Raw genomic sequence first — 25,656 nt, 5'->3', positions numbered from 1 at the left:
GATGGGCTCCGCGTACGCGATGTGCGCGGCGGCGGTGTGTGCCGGTTCGGCGGCCTGGACGGCTGCGGGGCGCGATCTCGCACCGCGTCGGGCGCGGCTGCTGTTCGCGGCTGGGGCACCGGAGCCGGGGAGGCTGGGGGCGTACGGGGCGGGGGCGCCGGCGTTCTTCCGCGGGCGGCGGGAGTGGCTGTGTGCCCCGGTGGCGGTGCTGCTCGCCGTGCTGGGCGAGTCGGTGCTTCCGCTGGTCGCGGGAGCAGTGGCGGTGCCGTTGGTCAGGCGGTGGCTGCGCGGGCGGTCCCGGCTGCGGGAGCGGGAGCGTGCGGCGGATGCGGTGATGGCGCTGTGCGGCGCGGTGGTGGGGGAACTCCGGGCGGGGCGCGAGCCGGGCCAGGCGCTGCTGGTGGCCGCTCGTGACGCGGGGGAGGCGTTGGGCGGGGCGGAGGCCGCCGTGCTGGCGGCCGCGCGGTTCGGCGGAGACGTGCCGGGTGCGCTGCGGCGGGCCGCGGAAGCCCCGGGGCGTGAGGGGCTTGTCGGAGTGGCGGCGTGCTGGCGGGTGGCGGTGGACGGCGGGGCGGGCCTCGCGGCAGGACTCGACCGTCTGGAGGGCGCGTTACGGGCGGACAGGCGCCGGCGGGAGGAGTTGCGGGCCCACCTGGCGGGCGCCTGGTCGACGGTCGTGGTGCTGGCTCTGCTGCCGGTGGCGGGGCTGGGGCTCGGTGCCGCACTGGGAGCGGACCCCTTGCGGGTCCTGCTGCACAGTCCGGGCGGACTGGCCTGTCTGGCTGCGGGGGGTCTGCTGGAGGCGGCGGGCCTGATGTGGGCGCGGCGGATCGTCAGGACGGGAGAGGCGGCGTGAACGGGATGACAGGGGGCGCTGTCCACAGCCTGGGGGTGGCGGGGGCAGTGGTGTGCGCGGTCGCGTACGCGGCCTTCACGGTGGTCGGCCGACGGCGGGAGAGAGCGGCGCGCAGGCGCGGAGCGCTGCTCCTGGCGGCTGGTGCGGGGAAGCGGCGCCGGTGGCCGTCCGGAGTCGATGCCGGTGTGCGGAGGTGGGCGGCTCCGGCGGGGGCGGCGGCGGTGGGCTGGGTGCTGGTCGGAGGGCTCACCGGCTGTCTGACAGCGGTGGCCGCGGCGTACGGGACGTGGCGCTGGCAGGAGTCACACACGGCACGTGATGCGGGCGCCGTGGAGGTGGAGGCCGCTGTGACGACCGCGCAGCTTCCGCTCGCCGCCGATCTGCTGGCGGCCTGCCTCTGTGCCGGGGCCGGTCCCATGGAGGCGGCGGAGGCGGTGGGCGAGTCCATGGGCGGCCCGGTCGGCGACCGGCTGGCCAGGACGGCGGGGGAGATCCGGCTCGGCGGGGAACCGGCTGAGGCGTGGGGCCGGTTCGCGGAGATACCGGGCGCGGGGCCGCTGGCCCGCTGCCTGGACCGGGCGGGGACGACCGGCGCACCGGTGGCGGAAGCGGTGGCGCGGCTGGCGGAAGCCCTTCGTGCCGAACGGTCGAGTGCGGCCGTGGCCCGCGCCCAGCGCGCCGGCGTGCTGATCACCGCACCGGTCGGCCTGTGTTTTCTGCCCGCCTTCCTGGCGATCGGAGTGGCGCCCGTGGTGATCGGCCTGGCGACGGGACTGCTGAGCGCCGGCTGACGCGGAGGCGACGGGGGACTCAGTTCGGGCACCTGGTGTGCCACAAAAAAATCGACATATCTATTTCGGGGGTTCAGATGAGCGGAAACCGCAAGAAGCGGGTGCTGGATTCGGTGCGCCGGGTGCGGGCCGTGTGGACCGGTGCACGGGGATGGCGAGGCCGGTTCGCCCGGTCGGACCGTGGCATGACGACGTCCGAGTACGCGATGGGGACCATCGCGGCCTGTGGGTTCGCCGCGGTGCTCTACAAGGTGGTGACGAGCGGGCCCGTGCTGTCGGCGATGCAGTCGCTGATCGAGGACGCCCTCGATGCGAAGTTCTGAGGCCGGGAGGGGGAGCGGGGGGCGATGCGCCACCCGGGGGATGGGCGGTCCCGGCCGGGACAGGGGCGCCGTGACGGCTGAGGCGGCGATGGTCATTCCGGCGCTGGCCGCCTTCGCGGTGGTGTTGATCTGGGCCCTGGTGGCCGCGGCCGACCAGATCCGGTGTGTGGACGCGGCACGGGTGGGGGCCCGCGCGGCGGCCCGCTCGGAGCCGCCGGCGGCGGTGCTGGAGGCGGCGCGGTCGGCGGCTCCCGGGCGGGCACGGGTCGAGGTCGAGCGGTCGGGGGAGCTGTGGCGGGTCCGGGTGGAGGCGCCGACACCGGGGCCGGGGCCGCTGGCGCTCACTCTGAGCGCCGAGGCGGCCGCGTTGGCCGAGGACGGGGCGGGGGTGTCGCCGTGACGGGTCGAGGAGAAGGTCCGGGGTTCGGGAGCCGGGCCGGTGACCGGGGGGTGGCGACCGTGTGGGTGGCGATGACCACGACCACCTTGTGCGTGGTGTTCGCCGTGGTGCTCGCCCTGGGACAGGCGGTGGCGGCCCGGCACCGGGCCGGGGGCGCGGCGGACCTGGCGGCCCTCGCGGCGGCCGACCGCGCCCTCCAGGGTCAGGAAGCCGCGTGCGAGGCGGCCGGGCGGGTGGCCGGGGCGCAGGGGGCGGTGGTGGTGCGGTGCGCCGTGCGGGGGGAGATCGCCGATGTGACGGCCCGTGCCCGCTTCGGGCCGTACGGACCAGCGGTCAGGTCCCGCGCCGGGCCGCCGCGTGCGGATGCGGGCGGCCACCCCCTAGCCCTCCCGTGCGTCCTGCGGGGGCGGGGGAGCGGTGCGCAGGAGTTCGGTGAGGAGGCGCACGGCGCCCCGCTTGTGCAGGGGCTCGTTGCCGTTGCCGCATTTGGGGGACTGGATGCACGAAGGACAGCCCGCGTCGCACTCGCAGGACGCGATGGCCTCGCGGGTCGCCGTCAGCCACGTCCTGGCGGTGTGGAAGGCCCGCTCGGCGAAGCCGGCGCCCCCCGGGTGGCCGTCGTAGACGAAGACGGTGGGCAGCAGGGTGTCCGGGTGGAGGGGCACGGAGACCCCGCCGATGTCCCAGCGGTCGCAGGTGGCGAAGAGCGGGAGCATCCCGATCGACGCGTGCTCGGCGGCGTGCAGCGCGCCACCGAGGATCTCCGGACTGATCCGGGCGGCATCGAGCTGGTCCTCGGTGACCGTCCACCACACGGCGCGGGTCCGCAGGGTGCGGGGCGGGAGGTCGAGCTTGGTCTCGCCCATCACCTCCCCGGTCATCACCCGGCGGCGGAGGAAGGAGACGACATGGTTGGTGACTTCGACGGAGCCGTAGCAGAGCCTTCCGTCGCCCCACGGGACCTCGGTGTCGGTCTCCAGGACGGAGATGGCGGTGGTGTCGCGCGCGGTGGTCGAGTAGGGCGGGTTCGCCTCCTCGACGAGGGCCACCGAGTCCTCCAGGTCCAGTTTCCGCACCAGGTAGGTGCGGCCCTGGTGGAGGTGGACGGCGCCCTCGTGGACGGCGGTGTGCGCGGCCGACTCGTCGACGGTGCCGAGCAGGCGGCCGGTGCCCTCCTCGACGATCTGGACCGGACGGCCGCCCCCGCCCCGGATGTCGGTGAGGTCGGCTGCCCGCTCCCGGCGGGTCCAGTGCCAGCCGGACGGCCGCTCGCGCAGCAGTTTCGCGGCCTCCAGCTGTGGCAGCAGGCCGGGCACGGCAGGGCCGAAGAGCGCGATGTCGGACTCGGTGAGCGGCAGTTCGGCGGCTGCGGCGCACAGATGGGGGGCGAGGACGTACGGGTTGTCCGGGTCCAGGACGGTCGACTCCACGGGCTGCTGGAACAGTGCCTCGGGGTGGTGGACCAGATAGGTGTCCAGAGGGTCGTCCCGGGCGACAAGGACGGCGAGCGCGCCCTGGCCCGCACGTCCGGCGCGGCCCGCCTGCTGCCACAGGGAGGCCCTGGTGCCCGGATAGCCGGCGATGACGACGGCGTCCAGGCCCGAGACGTCGATGCCCAGTTCCAGGGCTGTGGTGGCGGCGAGGCCGAGGAGCTCACCGGAGTGCAGGGCTCGTTCCAGGGCGCGGCGTTCCTCGGGGAGGTAGCCGCCGCGATACGCGGCGATCCGCCCGGGCAGTGAGCGGTCCACCTGGGCCAGGCGTTCCTTGGCGATCACGGAGACGAGCTCGGCACCTCTCCGGGAGCGTACGAAGGCGACCGAGCGGACGCCCTGAAGGGTCAGGTCGGTGAGCAGGTCGGCGGTCTCCGCCGTGGCGCTACGGCGTACCGGAGCGCCCTTCTCGCCGTGGAGATCGGTCAGCGGCGGCTCCCAGAGGGCGAAGACCAGCTCGCCCCGGGGCGAGGCGTCGTCGGCGACCTCCTTGACGGGGAGACCGGTCAGACGGCCTGCGGCGACCGCGGGGTCGGCCGATGTGGCCGAGGCGAGGAGGAAGACCGGATCGGCGCCGTAACGGGCGCACAGGCGGCGCAGCCGCCGGAGCACCTGGGCGACGTGGGAGCCGAACACGCCCCGGTAGGTGTGGCACTCGTCGATGACGACGAAGCGCAGGGCGCGCAGGAACGAGGACCAGCGGGGATGGGATGGCAGGATTCCGCGGTGCAGCATGTCCGGGTTGGTCAGGACGTAGTTGGCGTACTGGCGTACCCACTCGCGCTCCTCGACGGGCGTGTCCCCGTCGTAGACCGCCGGCCGGATCGCGTGGCCGAGAGGCGCGGCGAGTTCCTTCACGGACCGCCGCTGGTCCGCGGCGAGGGCCTTGGTGGGGGCGAGATACAGGGCAGTCGCCCCGCGTCCGTTCGGGGCCTGCGAGCCGTCGAGGAGGGCACTGAGCACCGGCGCGAGGTAGGCCAGCGACTTCCCGGACGCGGTACCGGTGGCGATCACGACGGACTCGCCGTCCAGGGCGTGCTCGGCGGCGGCGGCCTGGTGCGCCCACGGGTGGTCGATTCCGGCTCGTTGAATGGCCGCGAGAACTTCCTTGCGGATGCGATCCGGCCAGATGGCATGGGTTCCCGCCCGTGGGGGCAAGTGCTCCGTATGAGTGATGCGCGCGGACCGGCCCGCCCCTGCGGCGAGCCGGTCGAGGACCATGGCGGGAGAGGGGCGCGAGCCCTCACTCCCGGGCGGTCGACTGGGGCGGTGATTCTTGGCCATCGGCACCGAGTGTGTCACTGGCGTGGCGGACAATGGCCCCAAGGCGTCGTGCATGGCTGCTGGTAAGTGATTGAATGCCATCGCGGCTGGCGATCCGTCCCCTGGCTCCGCCGGGGAGACCGAGGGGCGACCGCTCGATAGCAAGGTGCTGGAGGATCCGTGGACCTGTCCTTGTCGACTCGCAATGTGTCCGGCCCTGGTGGCGACCGTACGGTCGTCGAGGTCGGTGGCGAGATTGATGTGTATACCGCGCCCAAGCTGCGCGAGCAGTTGGTCGAGTTGGTGAATGACGGCAGCTACCACCTGGTTGTCGACATGGAAGGCGTCGACTTCCTCGACTCCACCGGTCTCGGCGTGCTCGTGGGTGGCTTGAAGCGTGTCCGGGCCCATGAGGGCTCGTTGCGCCTGGTCTGCAACCAGGAGCGCATTCTCAAGATCTTCCGGATCACAGGTCTGACCAAGGTGTTTCCCATTCACACCACGGTCGACGAGGCTGTCGCGGCCACCGACTGACGTCGGAGCGGGCCGGCCCCACGGGGCCGGCCGGCAGGCAGTGAACAGCCCGGCACGCGGCAGCAGGCAGGCCGCGTCGAGCAGGTGGTCGGCCTCGGGCCGGCTGCCGGCTTTGTCGGATCTTCCGGAGGGTTCGAGAGCAGGGGTACCGGGCGGCACGCCCGGGCCTCTGAAAAGCACGCCCGTACGTTCGAGGGGGATCGCATGGCCACCGTTGAACTCCGCTTCAGCGCTCAGCCCGAACATGTCAGGACGGCACGCCTTGTGGCAGCCGCCGTGGCACGCCGGGCAGGGGTCGGCGAAGCGCTGCTCGACGAGGTCAGGCTCGCCGTGGGCGAGGCGTGCAGCCGTGCTGTCGGACTGCACAGGAGTCACGGCATCACCGCCCCCGTCACCGTGGTGCTGACCGAGGAGGAGAAGGCTTTCTCCATCGAGGTCGGCGACGAGGTGCCCGGCCCCGGCAGCGAGGCCCGTGCCGCTGCGGCATCGTCCGACGCCACGCCCGGCGGGCCCGCGGGTCCGATAACTTTCGATTCCGACGCCGATGCCGAGGACGAGATGGGTCTCGCGGTCATCAGCGGGCTGGTCGACGACGTGGAAGTCCGGTCGGGCGTGGACGGCGGAGTGATCCGTATGAGCTGGCCGACGAAGTCGGCGGCGGCGGTTTCCTGAGATCCGCGACCGAACCTCCACCACGGCCCTGCTGAGCAGGGCCTTTTTTCGTTTTCCTTGACCGGTGATCTCACGGCAATGGTTCTCTCCCGTTACTGCATTCGGGTCGAATCGGGAGTGAGATCGTTTACCGATCGAGGAACGTGGGTCAATTCCATTACGCACCCACTGTTTTGATCAGATTCTGCTCCCTACAATCCGTCCACGACTTGAGCGCTGAGCGTCAAGGAGGACGTATGGCGGAGTTCCTCAACACACCACTGGCAGAACTGACGCAGTTTTCCGCATCTTCCGACCGTCCCGCCTCACTCGCGGCCGCGGTTCTCACCGACGACAACCGGCTGATCATCATCGTTGTCGCAGTCGTCGCGGTCGCCGCGCTGGTCGTGGCCCAGCTACTGGCGCGCCAGGTCCTGGCGGCAGGCGAGGGTACCGAGCGCATGAAGGAGATCGCGGCAGCCGTGCAGGAGGGTGCGAATGCGTATCTGGCGCGGCAGCTGCGTACCGTCGGCGTCTTCGCCGTCGTCGTGTTCTTCCTGCTTCTGCTGCTGCCGGCCGATACCTGGTCGCAGCGCGCGGGGCGTTCGCTTTTCTTCCTGGTGGGTGCGCTTTTCTCGGCGGCCACCGGATACATCGGCATGCGCCTCGCCGTACGCAGCAATGTGCGCGTTGCCGCAGCGGCGCGTGAGGCGACTCCGGAAGAAGGTGAACCGGAAAAGGACCTCACCGCTGTTTCGCACAAGGCGATGAAGATCGCTTTCCGCACGGGGGCGTGGTCGGCATGATCACGGTGGGTCTCGGCCTGCTCGGTGCCTCCTGTGTCGTCCTCGTGTACGCGGCCGACGCGCCCAAGGTCCTGGAGGGATTCGGCCTCGGTGCCGCGCTGATCGCCATGTTCATGCGGGTCGGCGGCGGCATCTTCACCAAGGCCGCCGACGTGGGCGCCGACCTCGTCGGCAAGGTGGAGCAGGGGATTCCGGAGGACGACCCGCGTAACGCCGCCACCATCGCCGACAACGTGGGCGACAACGTCGGGGACTGCGCCGGAATGGCGGCCGACCTGTTCGAGTCGTACGCCGTGACGCTCGTCGCCGCGCTCATCCTCGGCTCGGCGGCCTTCGGCGACTCCGGACTGGCCTTCCCCCTGATCGTGCCGGCGATCGGCGTGGTCACCGCGATGATCGGCATCTTCGCGGTCGCCCCGCGGCGCGCCGACCGCAGCGGGATGACCGCCATCAACCGCGGGTTCTTCATCTCCGCGGTGATCTCACTCGTCCTGGTGGCCGTGGCGGTCTTCGTCTACCTTCCGTCCTCCTACTCCGAACTGGAGGGCGTCACCGACAGCACCATCTCCTCGCACGGCGGCGATCCCCGGATCTTCGCGCTGGTCGCCGTGGCCATCGGGATCGTGCTCGCCGCGCTGATCCAGCAGCTCACCGGCTACTTCACCGAAACCAGCCGCCGACCGGTCAGGGACATCGGGAAGTCCTCGCTGACGGGCCCGGCGACCGTCGTGCTCGCCGGGATCTCCATCGGCCTGGAGTCCGCCGTCTACACCGCACTGCTGATCGGGCTCGGCGTCTACGGGGCGTTCCTGCTCGGCGGCACGTCGGTGATGCTGGCGCTCTTCGCCGTGGCGCTCGCCGGTACCGGCCTGCTCACCACCGTCGGTGTCATCGTCGCCATGGACACCTTCGGACCCGTCTCCGACAACGCGCAGGGCATCGCCGAGATGTCCGGCGACGTGCGGGGCGCCGGAGCGCAGGTGCTCACCGACCTGGACGCGGTCGGCAACACCACCAAGGCCATCACCAAGGGCATCGCCATCGCGACCGCGGTCCTCGCGGCGGCGGCGCTCTTCGGTTCGTACCGTGACGCGATCGCCACGGCGGTCGAGGACGTGGGGGCCGGCGCGGGCGAGCTGGGGCTGAGCCTGGACATCTCGCAGCCCAACAACCTGGTGGGGCTGATCCTCGGCGCGGCCGTCGTGTTCCTCTTCTCCGGGCTGGCCATCAACGCGGTGTCCCGGTCCGCCGGGGCCGTGGTCCACGAGGTGCGGCGGCAGTTCCGCGAGCATCCCGGGATCATGGACTACACGGAGAAGCCGGAGTACGGGCGCGTCGTCGACATCTGTACCAAGGACGCGTTGCGCGAGCTGGCCACGCCCGGGCTGCTCGCCGTGCTGGCGCCGATCGCGGTCGGCTTCGGTCTCGGTGTCGGCGCGCTCGGCTCGTACCTCGCGGGCGCCATCGCGACCGGCACGCTGATGGCCGTCTTCCTCGCCAACTCCGGTGGCGCGTGGGACAACGCGAAGAAGCTCGTCGAGGACGGTCATCACGGCGGCAAGGGCAGCGATGCCCATGCCGCGACCGTCATCGGCGACACGGTCGGCGATCCGTTCAAGGACACGGCCGGGCCGGCGATCAACCCGCTCCTCAAGGTGATGAACCTGGTGGCACTGCTCATCGCTCCCGCGGTCGTGCAGTTCAGCTACGGGGAGGACGCGAGTGCCGGTGCGCGGGCGCTGGTGGCCGGGTTCGCCGTCGTGGTCATCGCCGGGGCGGTGTACGTGTCCAAGCGGCGCGGGATCGTCATGGGTGACGAGGAGGAAGCCATCGGGCGGTAGTACGGGCTCAAGCCGCGGGCGGCCGGACCCGTCTGAGGGGTCGTCCGCCCGTGTGGCCTGACGGTAAGTCACTCGATGCGGGGTGGCTTCGCACGCGCGATCGAGCTTTCGGGTGAGTTGTATCTCCCTCATTTCCCTTGGTGCAAATGGCTGCAAAAGCCAGTAGATCCGACGACCGACGCCAGAATGTCGCCCACTTGGCGTGTAAGTTCCGGGGCCGAGAGCCTTGGAAGGGATCCAATCCGGTGAACAAGAAGCTTGCAGCCGCACTGTCCGGCGGTGCGGTACTCGTACTGACGCTGTCGGGCTGCAGCGACGACAGCGACAACAAGGTCGATGACTGGGCCAAGAAGGTCTGCGACCAGGTCCAGCCCCAGTTGCAGAAGATCGCCGACGCCAACGCCGACATCCAGCGGCAGACCGCGGACAACAGCAAGCCGGCCGACGTCCAGGCGACCGACTCGGCCGCTTTCCAGCAGATCTCGCAGGCGTACAAGGCGCTGGGCTCAGCCGTGGACTCGGCGGGCCCGCCGCCCGTCGACGACGGTGAGACCACGCAGAAGGAAGCGGTGAAGGAGCTCAACGCCTCCTCCGCCGCCTACGCCGAGCTGAAGACGAAGGTCGACGCGCTCGACACGAAGGACCAGGCGAAGTTCGCCGACGGGCTCAAGGGCATCGCCGACGAGCTGAACAAGATCAGCACCAGTGGTGACCAGGCGCTGAAGAAGCTCCAGTCCGGTGAGGTCGGCACCGCGATGGCCAAGCAGAAGGGCTGCCAGAAGCCGACGGCCTCCTCGCCCCCGCCCGCCGGGTCCCCGGCGCCCGCGTCGCCCTCCGCCTCGGCGAGCAAGAAGGCGTAGCCGAGCAGGCAGGCGTACGCGAAGAGGCGTGCACTGGGTTCGAGAAAGCGCCTGGTGGACCGCCGGTCAGCGGTCCGGCCGCCCTGGACGGGCGCCGGGCCGCTGCCGTTGTCAGTGGGAGCGGACACAATGGGCAGGTGAGTACGACCAGCCTTCCCGCATCCGACCGAATCCCCGCGCTCCGCGAGGCCCTGCTCTCCGCCGCCTTCACCGCGGACGGGCTTCTCGACCGGCTCGGCGCGTCCGCCTACGCCGCGCTCGCCCGCAGCGAGACGGTCCCCGCGCTGCGGGCCACCAGAGGCGCATCGCCGCTCGACACGCTGGTGCGGCTCTTCCTTCTCCAGCGCTCCGTCGCGTACGAGCGGGCCCGCGCCGCGCTACCCGTGGAGGAGTGCCTCCAGGACGGCTGGCTGAGACGGGAGGGCGACGAGGTCCGGGCTACTGTCGACGTCCGCCCGTACGGCGGTCCGGAGGGCGAGGACTGGTTCATCGTGTCCGACCTCGGATGTGCGGTGGGCGGCGCGGGCGGCATCGGTTCGCACGAGGAGGGTGTCGTCCTCGGAGTCGGCGGGGCGTCGACCACGCTGGCCGGGATCACGGTCCGTCAACCGGTGGCCTCTGCCCTGGACCTCGGTACGGGTTCGGGTATCCAGGCGCTCCACGCGTCCCAGCACGCCACCCGAGTCACGGCCACGGACCTCAACCCGCGTGCGCTGGCCTTCACCCGGCTCACCCTCGCTCTGTCCGGGGCCGCCCCGGCCGCCCAGCGCGAGGGCTCCCTCTTCGAACCCGTCTCCGGCGAGACGTTCGATCTGATCGTCTCCAACCCGCCGTTCGTGATCTCGCCGGGCGCCCGGCTGACGTACCGCGACGGGGGAATGGCCGGTGACGACCTCTGCCGCATGCTCGTGCAGCAGGCCGGCGACCGGCTGAACGAGGGCGGTTACGCCCAGTTCCTCGCCAACTGGCAACACGTGGAGGGCGAGGAGTGGCAGGACCGGCTGCGCACCTGGGTGCCGCGCGGATGCGACGCCTGGATCGTGCAGCGGGAGGTGCAGGACATCACGCAGTACGCGGAGTTGTGGCTGCGCGACAGCGGTGACCACCGCTCGGATCCCGCCGAGTACGCCGCGCGCTACGAGGCGTGGCTCGACGAGTTCGACGCCGCCGGCACGAAGGCGGTCGGTTTCGGCTGGATCACGCTCAGGAAGACGCGTGCGGCCGAGCCGTCGATCGTGGTCGAGGAGTGGCCTCACCCCGTGGAGCAGCCGCTCGGACCCGCGATCGAGGCCCACTTCGCCCGCCAGGACTACCTCAGGGAACAGGACGACGCGGCGCTGCTGGCCGCCCGTTTCACGCTGGCGGCCGAGGTCGTGCAGGAGCAGGTCGGACTGCCGGGTGCGGAGGACCCCGAGCACGTGGTGCTGCGCCAGCACCGCGGGATGCGCCGGGCCACCAAGGTCGACGCGGTCGGGGCCGGGTTCGCCGGAGTCTGCGACGGATCGCTTCCCGCCGGCCGGATTCTGGACGCCATCGCCCAGCTCATGTCCGAGGACCCGGTCCTGTTGCGCGACCGCACTCCGCAGGCGATCCGGCTGCTGGTGGAAGAGGGTTTCCTGGAGCCGGTCCGCGAAGGCGCCTGACCACGCGGGCGACCCAGGCGGCCGGCCCTCGGCCCCCGGGGACCGGACGCCCGCCCGGCGGCCCCGGGGGTGGACGCCCGCCCTCCGCCCCCGCAGCTGCGCAACCCGGTGGTGTGTGCGGGGCCGGAAGGGCTGCCGAGGGTGAGTGCCAGGCCAGGGGGGCGGGGACGAGGGCGTTCGAGGAAATCGGACGCGCCCTGTCCGGACGTGACGTCCCGCTCCGCTCCGGCCCGGCCGCTTCCCGCCCCGCCTACGCGGCAGGCTCCCCATCTGCGCCTTCCTCACCACCCACCTGCCCCCTTCCACCGCGTCCGCGGATTCCGCTCCAGGGCCGACGGGAGGGGGATGAGGGGCCGTGGGAGTGCTGTTCACCCGCGGTTCGTGTCGGCGATGCCCCGGCGTGGCAGCCTCCACCTGCCGGTCACGTCAGCACGACGAGTGGGTTTGAGGAGTACGGACATGGAGCACGTCACCGCCGCCTTCGCCGGTACGGCTTTCGCGCTGTTCGGCGCCGCGCTCCTGGTCTGGACAGGGGCGCGCACCCTGCACCGTGCGCCGGTGGCTCACGGTGTGAGCCCCGTCGCCTCCACCGCGCTCGCCACACTCTTCGGCGTGACCTTTCTCCTGGTCGGTGCATGGTGCTTCACCCGCGTCTGATTCCGGCCCTCAGCAGGGCCTGATCCCTGCGGGGCCACCTCCGGCGGGCTCCGGGAAGGTGCCTCGGCGGCACCCGGGAATGCGCAGGCGGGAGGCGTGCGCACTGCGGACCGAACGGTACGGGCGGCAGGAATGGCGGAAGTCGGGTTACCGTTCGAGTGGCCGTTGCGGGCTTTTGCCGTTTGACACGGGGGCGGGTTGTACCGTCACACTCCGCAGCGACAGCACCTCGGGCAGCGGCGTTTCGCTGCCCGGATGCCCACTGAGTGCCGACCGGAGAGAAGAGCGAAGTTGTCCCCGACCAGCGAGACCGCACAGGGCGGCCGCCGACTCGTCATCGTCGAGTCGCCTGCCAAGGCGAAGACGATCAAGGGCTATCTCGGCCCCGGATACGTCGTCGAGGCGAGCGTCGGGCACATCCGCGACCTCCCGAACGGGGCCGCCGAGGTACCGGACGAGTACACCGGAGAGGTACGCCGTCTCGGTGTGGACGTCGAGAACGACTTCCAGCCGATCTACGTCGTCAACGCGGACAAGAAGGCCCAGGTCAGGAAGCTCAAGCAGCTGCTGGCCGAGTCCGACGAACTCTTCCTCGCCACCGATGAGGACCGCGAGGGCGAAGCCATCGCGTGGCACCTCCAGGAAGTCCTCAAGCCCAAGGTCCCCGTCCACCGGATGGTCTTCCACGAGATCACCAAGGACGCGATCCGGGCCGCCGTCGCCAACCCGCGCGAGCTCAACCAGCGCATGGTCGACGCCCAGGAGACCCGCCGTATCCTCGACCGCCTCTACGGCTACGAGGTGTCCCCGGTCCTCTGGAAGAAGGTCATGCCCCGCCTGTCGGCGGGCCGTGTCCAGTCCGTGGCGACCCGGCTCGTCGTCGAGCGGGAGCGCGAGCGCATCGCCTTCCGTTCCGCCGAGTACTGGGACCTGACCGGCACCTTCGCCACCGGCCGCGCCGGTGACGCGTCCGACCCCTCGACACTCACGGCCCGCCTCAGCGCGGTCGACGGCCGGCGCATCGCGCAGGGCCGCGACTTCGGCCCGGACGGGCAGCTCAAGTCGGCCTCCGGCCAGACGCTGCACCTGGACGAGACGAACGCCCGCGCCCTGGCGGCCGCGCTCGCCGACTCCACGTTCGCGGTCCGGTCCGTCGAGTCGAAGCCGTACCGCCGCTCGCCGTACGCCCCGTTCCGTACGACCACCCTCCAGCAGGAGGCCAGCCGCAAGCTGGGCTTCGGGGCCAAGGCCACGATGCAGGTCGCGCAGAAGTTGTACGAGAACGGCTTCATCACCTATATGCGTACGGACTCCACGACGCTCTCGGACACCGCGATCACCGCGGCCCGGGCACAGGTCACGCAGTTGTACGGAGCCAACTACCTGCCGGAGAAGCCGCGCACGTACGCCGGCAAGGTCAAGAACGCACAGGAGGCGCACGAGGCGATCCGTCCCTCGGGCGACCGCTTCCGCACGCCTGCCGAGACCGGCCTCACCGGCGACCAGTTCCGGCTGTACGAGCTCATCTGGAAGCGGACCGTCGCCTCCCAGATGAAGGACGCCGTCGGTAACTCGGTGACCGTCAAGATCGGCGGCCGGGCGAGCGACGGCCGGGACGCCGAGTTCTCGGCCTCCGGCAAGACGATCACCTTCCACGGCTTCATGAAGGCGTACGTCGAAGGCGCCGACGACCCGAACGCCGAGCTCGACGACCGCGAGCGGCGCCTGCCGCAGGTCGCGGAGGGCGACGCGCTCTCCGCCGAAGAGGTCACGGTCGACGGCCACGCCACCAAGCCGCCCGCCCGCTACACCGAGGCGTCGCTGGTCAAGGAGCTCGAAGAGCGCGAGATCGGCCGCCCGTCGACGTACGCCTCGATCATCGGGACGATCCTGGACCGCGGCTACGTCTTCAAGAAGGGCACGGCGCTCGTCCCGTCCTTCCTCTCCTTCGCCGTGGTCAACCTGCTGGAGACGCACTTCGGCCGGCTGGTCGACTACGACTTCACCGCGCGCATGGAGGACGACCTCGACCGCATCGCGCGGGGCGAGGCCAAGTCCGTACCGTGGCTGAAGCGCTTCTACTTCGGAGCGCGCGAGGACACGGCAGGCGCGGGTGCGGCCTCCGACGCGGGCAACGGCGACGGCGACCACCTGGGCGGTCTGAAGGAACTGGTCACGGACCTCGGGGCGATCGACGCCCGCGAGATCTCGTCGTTCCCGGTGGGCAACGGCATCGTGCTGCGCGTCGGGCGCTACGGCCCGTACATCGAGCGCGGCGAGAAGGACTCCGAGGGCCATCAGCGCGCCGACGTGCCCGAGGAGATGGCGCCCGACGAGCTCTCCGTGGAGTACGCGGAGGAGCTGCTGGCGAAGCCGAGCGGCGACTTCGAGCTCGGTGCGGACCCGGTGAGCGGTAACCAGATCATCGCGAAGGACGGGCGTTACGGCCCGTACGTCACCGAGGTGCTGCCCGAGGGCACGCCGAAGACGGGCAAGAACGCGGTGAAGCCCCGGACCGCCTCGCTCTTCAAGTCGATGTCGCTGGACACCGTGACGCTGGCCGACGCGCTCAAGCTGATGTCGCTGCCGCGCGTGGTCGGCGAGGACGCCGACGGTGTCGAGATCACCGCGCAGAACGGCCGCTACGGCCCGTATCTGAAGAAGGGCACGGACTCCCGGTCGCTGACCGCCGAGGACCAGCTCTTCGACATCACGCTCGAAGAGGCCCTGGCGATCTACGCCCAGCCCAAGCAGCGCGGCCGTGCCGCCGCCAAGCCGCCGCTGAAGGAACTGGGCACCGACCCGGTGAGCGGGGCCCCGGTGGTGGTGAAGGACGGCCGCTTCGGCGCCTACGTCACGGACGGCGAGACGAACGCGACGCTGCGGACCGACGACAGCGTCGAGGAGATCACGCCGGAACGCGGCTACGAGCTGCTGGCCGAGAAGCGCGCCAAGGCTCCTGCCAAGAAGACGGCGAAGAAGGCTCCGGCCAAGAAGGCCACGGCTAAGAAGGCCACGGCGAAGAAGACGACCGCCACCGCAGCCAAGAAGACGACGGCCGCGAAGAAGACGACGGCCGCGAAGAAGACGACGACGGCCAAGAAGGCCACAGCGGCGAAGAAGACGGTCTCGTCGGCCGCCTCGGCATCAGACGACGACTGACCGAGGACCGGTAACCGCGTACCGCGCGGACAGGACGGCGGGGCTTCGGCCCCGCCGTTTCGTTTCGCCTGGCGCAGCCGCACCGCCCCCCTACGGTCGTATGTTCGGACGGGGTCAACAGTGACCGCACCGCTCCGGATAGGCTGGGCGGATGACGCGAGCCGAGCAGCCAACGGTCGTGAGCCCCACCTCCGACACACTTGCCGCAGACTCACGCGAGCGCGCCGTACGAGCCCTGTTGCGTGTTCCCCCGCTGAAGCGGTTGTGGAGCGCCCAGCTCGTCGGCGGTATCGGCGATGCACTCGCCCTTCTCGTGCTGGTGCTGATGTCGCTGCAAGCGGCAATCCTTGAGGGCTCATTCGGACCGGGATACAGAGGGGCGGCTTTCGCCGTCGCCGCGGTGTTCAGTGTCCGGATTATTTCCACTGTGCTCTTCGGAGCCGTACTCCTGGGGCCACTGACGTCGCTCACGGGACCCGGCGGGCCGGTGGACCGGCGCTGGCTGATGATCGGGGTGGACGGGCTGCGGCTCGCGCTGCTGGTCGTCGCACCGCTGTGGATCGACTGGATGCCCGACAAGGCACTCATGATGGTCCTGATCACCGTCTTCCTCACCGGTGTCGGTGAGCGGCTGTGGACGGTCGCGAAGGAGAGCGCGGCCCCCGCACTGCTGCCCGCCCCGCCCGCCGAGGGCGCCGCCGTGCGCCCCCTGCCCGACCACCTCGACGCACTGCGCAGGCTCTCCCTGCGGACGAACTTCCTGGCCGTCCCCGCCGCCGGCGCGGCTCTGCTGGTCGCCACCCTGATCGGCAATCTGCTGGGCGCGGGACTCGACTGGTTCTCCTTCCACCAGGCGGCACTCGGGTCGTACGTCGCGGCCGGACTCTTCTCCGCCTCGATCTCGGTCCTGTACTTCCTCGAACTGCCCGCCACACCGACGCCCCGGCCGCGCTCGCCCCTGGAGGGCCTGCGCCGTCCGGTCACCGGAGCGGGGCCCGACAAGGGCCGCACCGGCACGCTTCCGCTGGTCGTCGGCGCCTGCGCCGCGGTCGCCGGAGCCATCGCCGCCGCGGCGGCGGTCTCCGTACTGCACGCGCTCGACCTGGGCGGCGGTCCCGCCACGTTCGCGCTGCTCGTCCTGGCGCTGACCGGCGGCACGGGCCTCGGCATCCGTACCGCGCAGAAGGTACTGCCCACCCTTTCGCGGCGCCGTCTGCTGGCCTTCGCCACGGCCGTCACCGGGGTCGCGCTCCTCGCGCTCGGGCTGGTACCGGACACGGCGACGGGGCTGCTCCTCGCGCTCCTCGCCGGTTACGCGGCCGGTGTGGCCGCGGCCACGGGGCACACGCTCATCGACCAGGAGACCGAGGAGTTCCGGCAGGCCAGGACCACCGAACACCTCCAGGCCGTCGTCCGGGTGCTCATCGCGCTCGGCGCCGTCGGCGGCCCGCTGCTCGCCGCCGCCATCGGACGGCACCGCCTGGTCTCCGGCGACTTCGTCTTCGCGCACGGCGGCGCCGCGTTCGCGCTCATGCTCATCGGCGCGCTGCTGCTGCCCGTCGCCGCGGTGCTCCTGGCCAGGACGGACGACCGCGCGGGGGTGCCGCTGCGGCGCGATCTGCGCGAGGCCGTACGCGGCGGTGACCCCACGGTCGCACCCGCGGCGACCGGCTTCTTCCTCGCCCTGGAGGGCGGCGACGGAGCCGGCAAGTCCACCCAGGTCGAGGCGCTCGCCGACTGGATCCGGGCCAAGGGCCACGAGGTCGTCGTGACGCGTGAGCCGGGAGCGACCCCGGTCGGCAAGCGGCTGCGGTCGATCCTGCTGGACGTGTCGTCGGCCGGGCTCTCCAACCGGACGGAGGCCCTGCTGTACGCCGCCGACCGCGCCGAGCACGTCGACTCGGTCGTACGCCCGGCGCTGGAGCGCGGGGCGATCGTCATCTCCGACCGGTACATCGACTCGTCCGTCGCCTATCAGGGCGCGGGCCGTGATCTGTCCCCGACCGAGATCGCCCGGATCTCCCGGTGGGCGACGAGCGGTCTCGTACCGCATCTGACGGTGCTGCTCGACGTGGACCCGGAGGTCGCGCGCGAACGGTTCACGGAGGCGCCGGACCGGCTGGAGTCGGAGCCGCCCGAGTTCCACGCCCGGGTGCGTTCGGGCTTCCTCACCCTCGCGGCGGCGGACCCGGTCCGCTACCTGGTGGTGGACGCGGGCCAGCAGCCGGAGGCGATCACCATGGTCGTACGCCACCGGCTCGACCGGCTCCTTCCGCTCTCCGAGGCCGAGATCGAGGCCCAGGCGGAGGCGCGCAGGGCGGCCGAGGAGGAGGCCAGGCGCAAGGCCGAGGAAGAGGCGGCCCGCAAGGCCGAGGAGGAACGGCTGGAGCGCGAGCGGCAGGAACAGCTCGCCAGGCTCCGTGCCGAGGAGGAGGAGCGCAAGCGCCGCGAGCTGGAGGAGGCGCGGCAGCGTGAGGCCGAACGGCAGGCGGAGGAGGCCCGGCTGCGGGCCGAGGAGGCCCGCCGTCTCGCGGAGGAGGAGCGCGCCAGGCGCGAGGCCGAGGAGCGGGTGCGCGCGGCCGAACAGGAGCGCCTGCGCAGGCAGGCGGAGGAAGAGGCGCGGCTGCGCAAGGAGGCCGAGGTACGGCGTCTGGAGAAGCAGCGCAAGGCGGAGGAGGCTCTGCTGAGGGCCGAGGAGGCGCGGCGCCAGGCGGAGGCTGCGGCGGCGGTCAGGGCGGAAGCCGAGGCCAGGGCTGCGGCGGAGGCCGCGTCCAGGGCTGAGGCCGCAGCTGCCGCTGAGGCTGCGTCCAGGGCTGAGGCCGAGGCTGCGTCCAGGGCCGAGGCTGCCGCTGCGGCTGAGCGGACGGAGCGAGCTGAGCGTTCACGGCAGCCCGCTCCGTCCGACGGGTCCGGCCGGTCAGACGGGCCCGCTGCGTCCGGCCGGTCTGCTCCTTCCGGCCCCTCGGGCCCCTCCGGCCCCGACAACGAGCTCACGGTGCCGACGCCGGTCATCGGGGCGAACGACGTGACGCAGACGGTGCCTTCACCGCTGGTGCCTCCGGCCGGCCGGCCGCACTCCGACCGTGCTCCCCGCACCGATCCCCGCACCGGTCGTCCGGCCGGGGACGACGCCGATACGGCCATGCTGCCGCGGGTGGACGATCAGGCCGGGCGCCGCCCGGCGCGGGACTCGGACGATACGGCGGTCCTGCGACCCCTACGGGACCAGACGCCGGCCGACCGGGTGCCGCAGGGCATCTTCCGCGACGAGCGCCCTGCCGCGCCCGCCCCGGAGAGCGACAATGAGCGCACGCGCGAGCTGCCGCAGATCAGCGACGACCCGCAGGCCACCCAGGAGGCGTACGACCGGCAGGCCCACCAGAAGCGCCCCCGCCCCGACTGGGCCGAGGAGACGCCGCTGGACGACCTGCCGTCCCTGGCCGACGAACTGCTCGGCGACCATGACGAGGACCCGGGCCGGTCCGGCCGGGGCCGCCGTCCGCGCGGCTGACCGATCCGTTCCACCCATCGGCGGGCCCGGGATTCCGGGCCCGCCGATGGCGTGGGCCGTGCAGGTGTCCGGACGGATGGGTAGGCGGGCCCGTCGCGAGGGCCGGAAAGCCGGGATTGTCAGACCCTTCCCCCACAATGGAACCACCGGCGCGATCACCGGCGCGATCACCGGCTGCGGAGCACTCGACGCGCGACGCAGGACCCTCACCCGACCCACCGCACGCACCACCCACCGCACGTACCACCCACCGCACGCACCATCGACCCCACGCACCATCCACACCACCGGAAGGGCGGTGACCCATGACCGTATGGGACGACCTCGTCGGACAGGACCGGGTGCAGCAGCAGCTCGCTGCGGCCGCCCGTGACGCCGATGTGCTGGTCACCGCCGTCTCCGCCCGTGAGCCCGTGCCGCCAGGCTCGAAGATGACGCACGCCTGGCTGTTCACCGGACCGCCGGGGTCCGGGCGGTCCACCGCCGCCCGCGCCTTCGCCGCCGCGCTCCAGTGCACCAGCCCGGACCGCGCCCTCGGAGGCATCCCCGGCTGCGGCTTCTGCGACGGCTGCCACACCAGCCTGGTCGGTACGCACGCCGACGTCGACGTCATCCGCACCGACCTGCTGTCGATCGGTGTGAAGGAGACCCGCGACCTGGTCCGCCGCGCCCAGCTCTCCCCGGCGATCGGGCGCTGGCAGGTCATCATCCTGGAGGACGCCGACCGTCTCACCGAGGGAGCGGGCAACGTCCTGCTGAAGGCCGTCGAGGAACCCGCCCCCCGCACGGTGTGGCTGCTCTGCGCGCCCTCGCTGGAAGACGTCCTGCCCACGATCCGCTCCCGCTGCCGCCACCTCACGCTCAGGACACCGCCCGTCGACGCCGTCGCCGACGTCCTGATCCGGCGGGACGGCATCGACCCCGAGCGCGCCGCGGCCGTGGCCCGCGCCACCCAGGGGCACATCGGCCGGGCCCGTCGCCTGGCCACGGACGAGCGGGCCAGGGCCCGCCGGGCAGCCGTGCTCAAGCTCCCGCTCCGGATCGACGACGTGGGCGGCTGTCTGAAGGCCGCCCAGGAGCTGATCGACACCGCGACGGATGAGGCCAGGCAGGTCTCGGACGAGGTCGACGTCAAGGAGACCGAGGACATGAAGACGGCTCTCGGCGCCGTCGCCGGGGGCCGGATGCCGCGTGGCACGGCGGGGGTGATGAAGGATCTCGAGGACAGGCAGAAGCGCAGGAAGACCCGCTCCCAGCGCGACAGCCTCGATCTGGCGCTCACCGATCTGACCGGCTTCTACCGCGACGTACTGGCCCTCCAGCTCGGTTCGCGGATCGCGATCGCCAACGTCGACGCCCAGGACTCGCTCGACCGTATCGCCCGGTCGTCGACGCCCGAGCGCACCCTGCGCAGGATCGAGGCGGTGATCGCCTGCCGCCAGGCGCTCGACCGCAACGTGGCGCCGCTGCTCGCGGTGGAGGCGATGACGATGGCACTCCGGGCGGGCTGACGCGGGCCCGCGCCGGGTCCGTACGAAGCGATGAGGGCTGGTGGGGCGGGCACTCAGTCGGCGGGCGTAACCCGGTGGTTGTCTCCTGGCAGTTATTCACCCGAATGAGCAGGAAATCGGACGAGTCGTCCTCCGGCGGCTACGCTCCGGGGATGGACACCAGGCGCCTGCTCCGCATCTCCGCCACCGCGCTCGGCACTGCCGGCCTCCTCGTTTCCGGCTGCAGCAGCGGATCACCGTCGACGAGTGCGCCGGCTGCCGGAGCCGTGGCCCTCAAGGGCCTCAAGCCGTACTACGCGCAGAAGCTGAGCTGGCGGGAGTGCGGAGTCGAGGGCTTCCAGTGCACCACCATGAAGGCGCCGCTGGATTACGCGCGGCCGGAGGACGGAAACATCAAGCTGGCCGTCTCCCGCAAGAAGGCCACCGGGCCCGGCAAGCGGATCGGCTCCCTCCTGGTGAATCCGGGCGGCCCGGGTGGTTCGGCCATCGGCTACCTCCAGGGGTACGCGGCCATCGGCTATCCGGCCCCGGTCCGCGCCCGCTACGACATGGTCGCCATCGATCCACGCGGTGTGGCCCGCAGCGAGCCGGTCGAGTGTCTGACCGGCAAGGAGATGGACGCCTACACCCAGGTCGACCAGACCCCTGACGACGCCGCCGAGGTCACCGGGCTCAGCGCCGCGTTCAAGAAGTTCGCCAACGGCTGCGAGAAACGCTCCGCGAGGATTCTCCCGCACGTCTCCACGGTCGAGACGGCCCGCGACATGGACGTCCTGCGCTCCCTGCTGGGCGACGAGAAGCTGCACTACGTGGGAGCGTCCTACGGCACCTTCCTCGGTGCCACGTACGCCGACCTCTTCCCGGACCGGGCGGGGCGGCTGGTCCTCGACGGGGCGATGGACCCGTCCCTCCCGGCCGTCGACATCAACCGCGACCAGACAGCGGGCTTCGAGGCGGCGTTCCAGTCCTTCGCCACGGACTGCGTGAAGAAGGAGGACTGCCCCCTCGGCACGACCACCACGGACGCGGCGGGCGCCGCGCTCAAGCAGCTCTTCGCCGACCTGGACGCCAAGCCGGTCCCGACCGGCGAGAGCCGCAAGCTGACCGAGTCGCTGGCCACGACCGGGGTGATCGCCGCCATGTACGACGAGGCGGCCTGGCCGCAGCTCCGGGAGGCGCTGGCGGGCGCCGGGCGCAGCGACGGCTCGGGTCTGCTGGCTCTGGCCGACAGCTACTACGAGCGTGAGCCGAACGGCTCGTACGCCAACCTGATGTTCGCCAACGCGGCCGTGAACTGCCTCGACCTGCCACCGGCCTTCGGCACCCCGGCCGCCGTCGAGAAGGCAGTCCCCGCCTTCGAGGAGGCGTCCCCGGTCTTCGGCCGGGGCTTCGCGTGGGCGGCCCTGAACTGCGGCTCCTGGCCGACCGGGCCGACCGGCACCCCGCACCGCACCGAGGCGAAGGGCGCCGCGCCGATCGTCGTGGTCGGCACCACCAGGGACCCGGCCACCCCCTACAGGTGGGCCGAGTCACTCGCGGACCAGCTCACCTCCGGCACCCTCCTCACGTACAAGGGCGACGGCCACACGGCGTACGGCCGGGGAAGCGACTGCATCGACACGGCGATCAACACCTACCTCCTGGAGGGCACGCCTCCCACGGACGGCAAGAAGTGCAGCTGATCCGCGCTTGACCTGGGGATACGTCTCCTGGGGCGGCCGGTGCGGAGCACCCCCGGAAACTGTGTAGACTTGGCCCCGCTGCTGATCGCACCATAGTGCGACAGGGCGTGCCGCCTTAGCTCAGTTGGCCAGAGCAACGCACTCGTAATGCGTAGGTCTCGGGTTCGAATCCCGAAGGCGGCCCTTTTGAAGCCCAGGTCAGTTCTCCACTGACCTGGGCTTTTTCATGTCCTGGGCACGCCGCGCCGCACGACGGGGACGCCGTGGAGGTGTTTGCGTGAGCGATGCCTGGGCGGCATGCAGCTCCTCGTGGCGGGCCGTCATGTCGCTGGGAACCCTGCCGAGGAGCATGCGAAGCAGTCCGCGCCGCCGGGTGGTGGCCGTGCTCGCCTACCTGCGGGGATGGTCCGCTGCGGTCCGGCCCACCGCGGCGACCAGCTCCACCGCCTCGTCGAGCGCCGTCAGCTCCTCGGCCGTCCGGCACGGGCCGGCCGCCCGGAGCGCCCTGGCGCGGGCGAGGGCCTCGGCGGGTATGCCGCCGTCCTCGTCGAGCCGGCCGGCCAGCTCGACGAGCAGCCCGCGGACAGCGGACGCGGCGGGCAACGAGGGAGCGAGCGTTGCCTGGGCCAGGATCAGGCAGGACATGGCCCGGTCGAGCTCCGGAGGCCCCTCCGACGCGTTGCACCAGTCGATCACCACCGGCCCGTGGGGCGTCAGCATCACGTTCTCCGGGTGCAGGTCCAGGTGGATGATCCGGTCGTACGGGTCGTTCGAGAGCCGGGGCGGGATCGTGTGCAGCTCGCGCAGGAGGCGTGCCAGTGTCTCGGCTGCCTCCGGCCCGCCGAGCGTGCCGGCGGTCAGGGCCTCGGCCATGGTCGGACCGGCCAGCCGTTGCAGCACCAGGTCACAGACCGGCATCGAGGGATCGGCGGGCGGGCCTATGCGGGGGACCGGGAAGCCGGAGGCGGCGAGGTAGGCCATGACGGCCAGTTCGGGGGTGGCGTCGGTTCCGTCGCGGTAGCGGCGCAGGACCCAGGACTTGTCGATCGCGTACACATCGGCGGTGCGTCCTGAGCCCAGGGGTTGGCCTGTGTGCATGAGGGGAACTTACCCGGGCCGCCGCCCGAGGGGGAGTCACCGGTGCGTACGGACGTCCTCGGCCCGGCCGGGCCCGGCAGCCGCGGTCCGGCCGGGCGGTCCCAGGGCACCCCATAACGCGAAGTGAGGGGGCGGACGGGATCTCCTCGGGCGCCGGGGACGCGGTTACGGTTTCGGCAATCCCCGATCCGGGCTCCCCCGCCCAGGAGCCCAACCCCCCTCACATCTAGGAGAGTTACGTGGAGCTCACCGTACTCCGCAGACGCGCGCTCGCCGCGTGCACCGCCACCGTGGCGGTGGGAGCGCTCGCGCTCGCAGGTCTGACCGGAACGGCGTCCGCCGATCCCACGGGCGCCGCCACACCCACGGCGGCCGGGGCCGGGCAGCTGTCACCCGGCCTGATCGAGGCCATGCGGCGCGACCTCGGCCTCAGCGAGAAGGAGGCGAGGAGCCGGATAGGCGACGAGTACCGCGCCGCGGCCGTCGCCGCCGGGCTGGAGAAGTCCCTCGGCGCGAGCTTCGCCGGGGCCCGGGTGAGCGGTGACAGCGCGGTCCTCACTGTCGCGACGACCGACGCCTCGCAGGCCGCGCGCATCACCGCCGCGGGAGCCGAGGCCGAGGTCGTGGGCCACAGTCTCGACCGCCTCGAAGCCGCCAAGGCGGCCCTGGACCGTACGGCACACAGCCGGTCCCCGAAGAACGTGCCGTCCTGGTACGTCGACGTGCGCACCAACCGGGTCGTCGTCAACGCGGCGGACGCCGCCTCCGCGCGCGCCTTCCTCGACACCGCCGGGGTCTCCCGCTCGCTCGTGCAGGTCAACCGGTCCACCGAGCGGCCGCGCGCCCTCGCGGACCTGCGCGGCGGCGACGCGTACTACATGAACGGCTCCGGCCGCTGTTCCATCGGCTTCCCCGTCAAGCGCGGCACGCAGAACGGCTTCGTCACCGCCGGCCACTGCGGCAGGCCCGGTACGACCACCACCGGCTCCAACCAGCAGGCCCAGGGCTCCTTCCAGGCGTCCACCTTCCCCGGTCGTGACTACGCCTGGGTGGCCACCAACGCCAACTGGACCCCGCGCGCCCTGGTGAACGGCTACGGCAGGGGCGACGTGACCGTCACGGGCTCCACCGAGATGCTCGAAGGCGCCTCGGTCTGCCGCTCGGGATCGACGACCGGCTGGCACTGCGGCACCATCCAGCAGCGCAACACCAGCGTCACCTACCCCGAGGGCACCATCTCCCCGGTGACCCGCACCAGCGTGTGCGCCGAACCGGGTGACTCCGGCGGTTCGTTCCTCTCCGGCGGCCAGGCGCAGGGTGTCACCTCCGGGGGCTCCGGCAACTGCTCGTCCGGCGGCACGACGTACTTCCAGCCCCTCAACGCCGCGCTCCAGGTCTACGGGCTGACCTTGATGACCAGCGGCACCCCGACCGACCCGCCCACGGACCCGACCGATCCGCCCACCGAGCCGGGCGGGACCTGGGCCGTGGGCACCAAGTACGCCCCCGGTGCCACGGTGACGTACGGCGGAGCGAGCTACCGCTGTCTGCAGGGGCACACCGCCCAGCCGGGCTGGCAGCCGCCGAACGTACCGGCGCTGTGGCAACGCGTCTGATCCGACCTGCCCTCCCCGTTCCGAGGAGTACGTCATGACACCACCCGCACGCGACGGCATGCCGGACGAAGGGATTCCCGGGACCACCGGGGACCGCCGGATCAGCCGCAAGAACGTCCTGAAGGCCGCGCTCGCCGTGGGCACCGCCCCCCTGCTCGTCGGAGGAGGCGTCGCGCTCGCCCGTGACGCCTCCTACGGGGGCCGGCTGCTCGTCCCCACCCCCGCCTGCGACGACGGGGACGATCCGACCCCGCCGCAGATGGAGGGCCCCTACTTCAGGCCCAACTCCCCGCGCCGCACCAGCCTGGTGACGGCCGGGACCCCCGGGGTGCCCCTGACCGTCAGCGGTTACGTCTTCGGCCGGGCCTGCCGCCCTGTCCCCGGGGTGCTCCTCGACTTCTGGCAGGCTGACGCCAACGGCGCCTACGACATGTCCGGGTACGCGTTCCGCGGCCACCAGTTCACCGGCGCGAACGGGGCCTTCACGCTCACCACGGTCGTGGCCGGCCTCTACCCCGGGCGCACCCGGCACATCCATGTGAAGGCCCAGGCGCCCGGCCGTCCGGTGCTCACCACTCAGCTGTACTTCCCGAACGAGCCGCGCAACAGCACCGACTCCCTCTTCGACCCGGCCCTGCTGATGAACGTGCGCACGGCGGGGAACGGCCGGCAGGGCACCTTCGACTTCGTCCTCGACATCGCCCAGACACCCGGCCCCACCGATCCGCCCACCGACCCACCGACCGATCCGCCGGGCGGGACCTGGTCGGCGGGCACCTCCTACCGCGCGGGAGACCGCGTCACCTACGGCGGGGTCGCCTACCGCTGTCTGCAGGGCCACCTGGCCATGGGGGGCTGGGAACCGCCCAACGTGCCCGCGTTGTGGGAACGCGGGTAGGGGCAGCAGCAGCTCGGCGCACCACCGCCTCGGAGGGTCCCGTCCGCGCAGGTGTCCGCGCGG

General features: G+C 71.9%; 17 protein-coding genes, 1 tRNA gene and 2 pseudogenes. 18 read left to right on the top strand and 2 right to left on the bottom strand.

What is annotated here, in order from left to right:
- Position 1 precedes the first annotated feature (1 nt).
- From Sfulv_RS12965 to Sfulv_RS30325, 5 genes and pseudogenes are all read left to right on the top strand, one after another.
- Positions 2-856 carry a type II secretion system F family protein gene (locus Sfulv_RS12965; protein ID WP_246353601.1) on the top strand — a complete coding sequence of 285 codons (855 nt, stop codon included), beginning with the start codon at positions 2-4 and terminating at the stop codon, positions 854-856.
- Between the two features lie 5 nt (positions 857-861).
- The gene (locus Sfulv_RS12960; RefSeq protein ID WP_173317813.1) at positions 862-1,647 is read left to right on the top strand and encodes a type II secretion system F family protein; all 786 of its coding nucleotides are present in this window, start codon (positions 862-864) and stop codon (positions 1,645-1,647) included.
- A 77-nt stretch (positions 1,648-1,724) separates the two neighbouring features.
- Positions 1,725-1,970 carry a DUF4244 domain-containing protein gene (locus tag Sfulv_RS12955; protein ID WP_173313836.1) on the top strand — a complete coding sequence of 82 codons (246 nt, stop codon included), beginning with the start codon at positions 1,725-1,727 and terminating at the stop codon, positions 1,968-1,970.
- Positions 1,957-2,370 carry a TadE family type IV pilus minor pilin gene (locus Sfulv_RS12950; RefSeq protein WP_371874662.1) on the top strand — a complete coding sequence of 138 codons (414 nt, stop codon included), beginning with the start codon at positions 1,957-1,959 and terminating at the stop codon, positions 2,368-2,370. The genes Sfulv_RS12955 and Sfulv_RS12950 overlap by 14 nt, the downstream gene beginning before the upstream one ends.
- Before the next feature lie 71 nt (positions 2,371-2,441).
- Positions 2,442-2,630, top strand: a pseudogene (locus Sfulv_RS30325) (Rv3654c family TadE-like protein); the annotation flags it as partial.
- Positions 2,631-2,750: 120 nt separating this feature from the next.
- Here the strand turns inward: Sfulv_RS30325 and Sfulv_RS12940 are convergent.
- Positions 2,751-5,225 carry a DEAD/DEAH box helicase gene (locus Sfulv_RS12940; RefSeq protein WP_173313834.1) on the bottom strand — a complete coding sequence of 825 codons (2,475 nt, stop codon included), beginning with the start codon at positions 5,223-5,225 and terminating at the stop codon, positions 2,751-2,753.
- Positions 5,226-5,303: 78 nt separating this feature from the next.
- On the opposite strand from Sfulv_RS12940, the gene Sfulv_RS12935 reads away from it, so the two are divergent.
- The 11 genes and pseudogenes from Sfulv_RS12935 (at position 5,304) to Sfulv_RS12885 (ending at position 22,164) form a co-directional block, all read left to right on the top strand.
- Positions 5,304-5,657, top strand: coding sequence for an STAS domain-containing protein (locus Sfulv_RS12935; RefSeq protein ID WP_003967428.1), 354 nt, complete (start codon positions 5,304-5,306; stop codon positions 5,655-5,657).
- A gap of 204 nt (positions 5,658-5,861) precedes the next feature.
- Complete coding sequence (locus Sfulv_RS12930) at positions 5,862-6,329, top strand: ATP-binding protein (protein ID WP_173313833.1); 468 nt, start codon at positions 5,862-5,864, stop codon at positions 6,327-6,329.
- A gap of 236 nt (positions 6,330-6,565) precedes the next feature.
- A pseudogene (locus Sfulv_RS12925) lies at positions 6,566-9,016 on the top strand (sodium-translocating pyrophosphatase).
- A 184-nt stretch (positions 9,017-9,200) separates the two neighbouring features.
- Positions 9,201-9,815: a small secreted protein gene (locus Sfulv_RS12920; RefSeq protein WP_173313832.1), complete on the top strand. Its 615-nt coding sequence runs from the start codon at positions 9,201-9,203 to the stop codon at positions 9,813-9,815.
- Between the two features lie 137 nt (positions 9,816-9,952).
- The gene (locus Sfulv_RS12915) at positions 9,953-11,458 is read left to right on the top strand and encodes a DUF7059 domain-containing protein (protein ID WP_173313831.1); all 1,506 of its coding nucleotides are present in this window, start codon (positions 9,953-9,955) and stop codon (positions 11,456-11,458) included.
- Between the two features lie 459 nt (positions 11,459-11,917).
- A complete protein-coding gene (locus Sfulv_RS12910; protein ID WP_173313830.1) occupies positions 11,918-12,115 on the top strand; it encodes a hypothetical protein in 198 nt (65 codons plus the stop codon).
- A 291-nt stretch (positions 12,116-12,406) separates the two neighbouring features.
- Entirely contained in the window at positions 12,407-15,277 is a 2,871-nt protein-coding gene (gene topA, locus Sfulv_RS12905) for a type I DNA topoisomerase (RefSeq protein WP_173313829.1), read from the top strand.
- Between the two features lie 151 nt (positions 15,278-15,428).
- Positions 15,429-18,788, top strand: coding sequence for a dTMP kinase (gene tmk / locus Sfulv_RS12900; protein WP_173313828.1), 3,360 nt, complete (start codon positions 15,429-15,431; stop codon positions 18,786-18,788).
- Positions 18,789-19,093: 305 nt separating this feature from the next.
- On the top strand, positions 19,094-20,299 hold the full coding sequence (locus tag Sfulv_RS12895) for a DNA polymerase III subunit delta' (RefSeq protein WP_173313827.1): 1,206 nt from the start codon (positions 19,094-19,096) through the stop codon (positions 20,297-20,299).
- A gap of 152 nt (positions 20,300-20,451) precedes the next feature.
- Positions 20,452-21,981: an alpha/beta hydrolase gene (locus Sfulv_RS12890; RefSeq protein ID WP_173313826.1), complete on the top strand. Its 1,530-nt coding sequence runs from the start codon at positions 20,452-20,454 to the stop codon at positions 21,979-21,981.
- A 109-nt stretch (positions 21,982-22,090) separates the two neighbouring features.
- A tRNA-Thr gene (locus tag Sfulv_RS12885) sits at positions 22,091-22,164 on the top strand.
- A gap of 207 nt (positions 22,165-22,371) precedes the next feature.
- On the opposite strand, the gene Sfulv_RS12880 is transcribed toward Sfulv_RS12885, so the two are convergent.
- Positions 22,372-23,079, bottom strand: a complete 708-nt coding sequence (locus tag Sfulv_RS12880; protein WP_173313825.1) for a phosphotransferase — start codon at positions 23,077-23,079, stop codon at positions 22,372-22,374.
- Positions 23,080-23,318: 239 nt separating this feature from the next.
- Between Sfulv_RS12880 and Sfulv_RS12875 the strand changes: the two genes are divergently transcribed.
- A complete protein-coding gene (locus tag Sfulv_RS12875; protein ID WP_173313824.1) occupies positions 23,319-24,695 on the top strand; it encodes an alpha-lytic protease prodomain-containing protein in 1,377 nt (458 codons plus the stop codon).
- Positions 24,696-24,729: 34 nt separating this feature from the next.
- Complete coding sequence (locus Sfulv_RS12870) at positions 24,730-25,593, top strand: carbohydrate-binding protein (RefSeq protein WP_246353095.1); 864 nt, start codon at positions 24,730-24,732, stop codon at positions 25,591-25,593.
- Positions 25,594-25,656: the final 63 nt, after the last annotated feature.

The organism is Streptomyces fulvorobeus (genome assembly GCF_013167895.1).
GTDB lineage: Bacteria > Actinomycetota > Actinomycetes > Streptomycetales > Streptomycetaceae > Streptomyces > Streptomyces fulvorobeus.
This window is presented reverse-complemented; position numbering and strand designations above follow the sequence as displayed.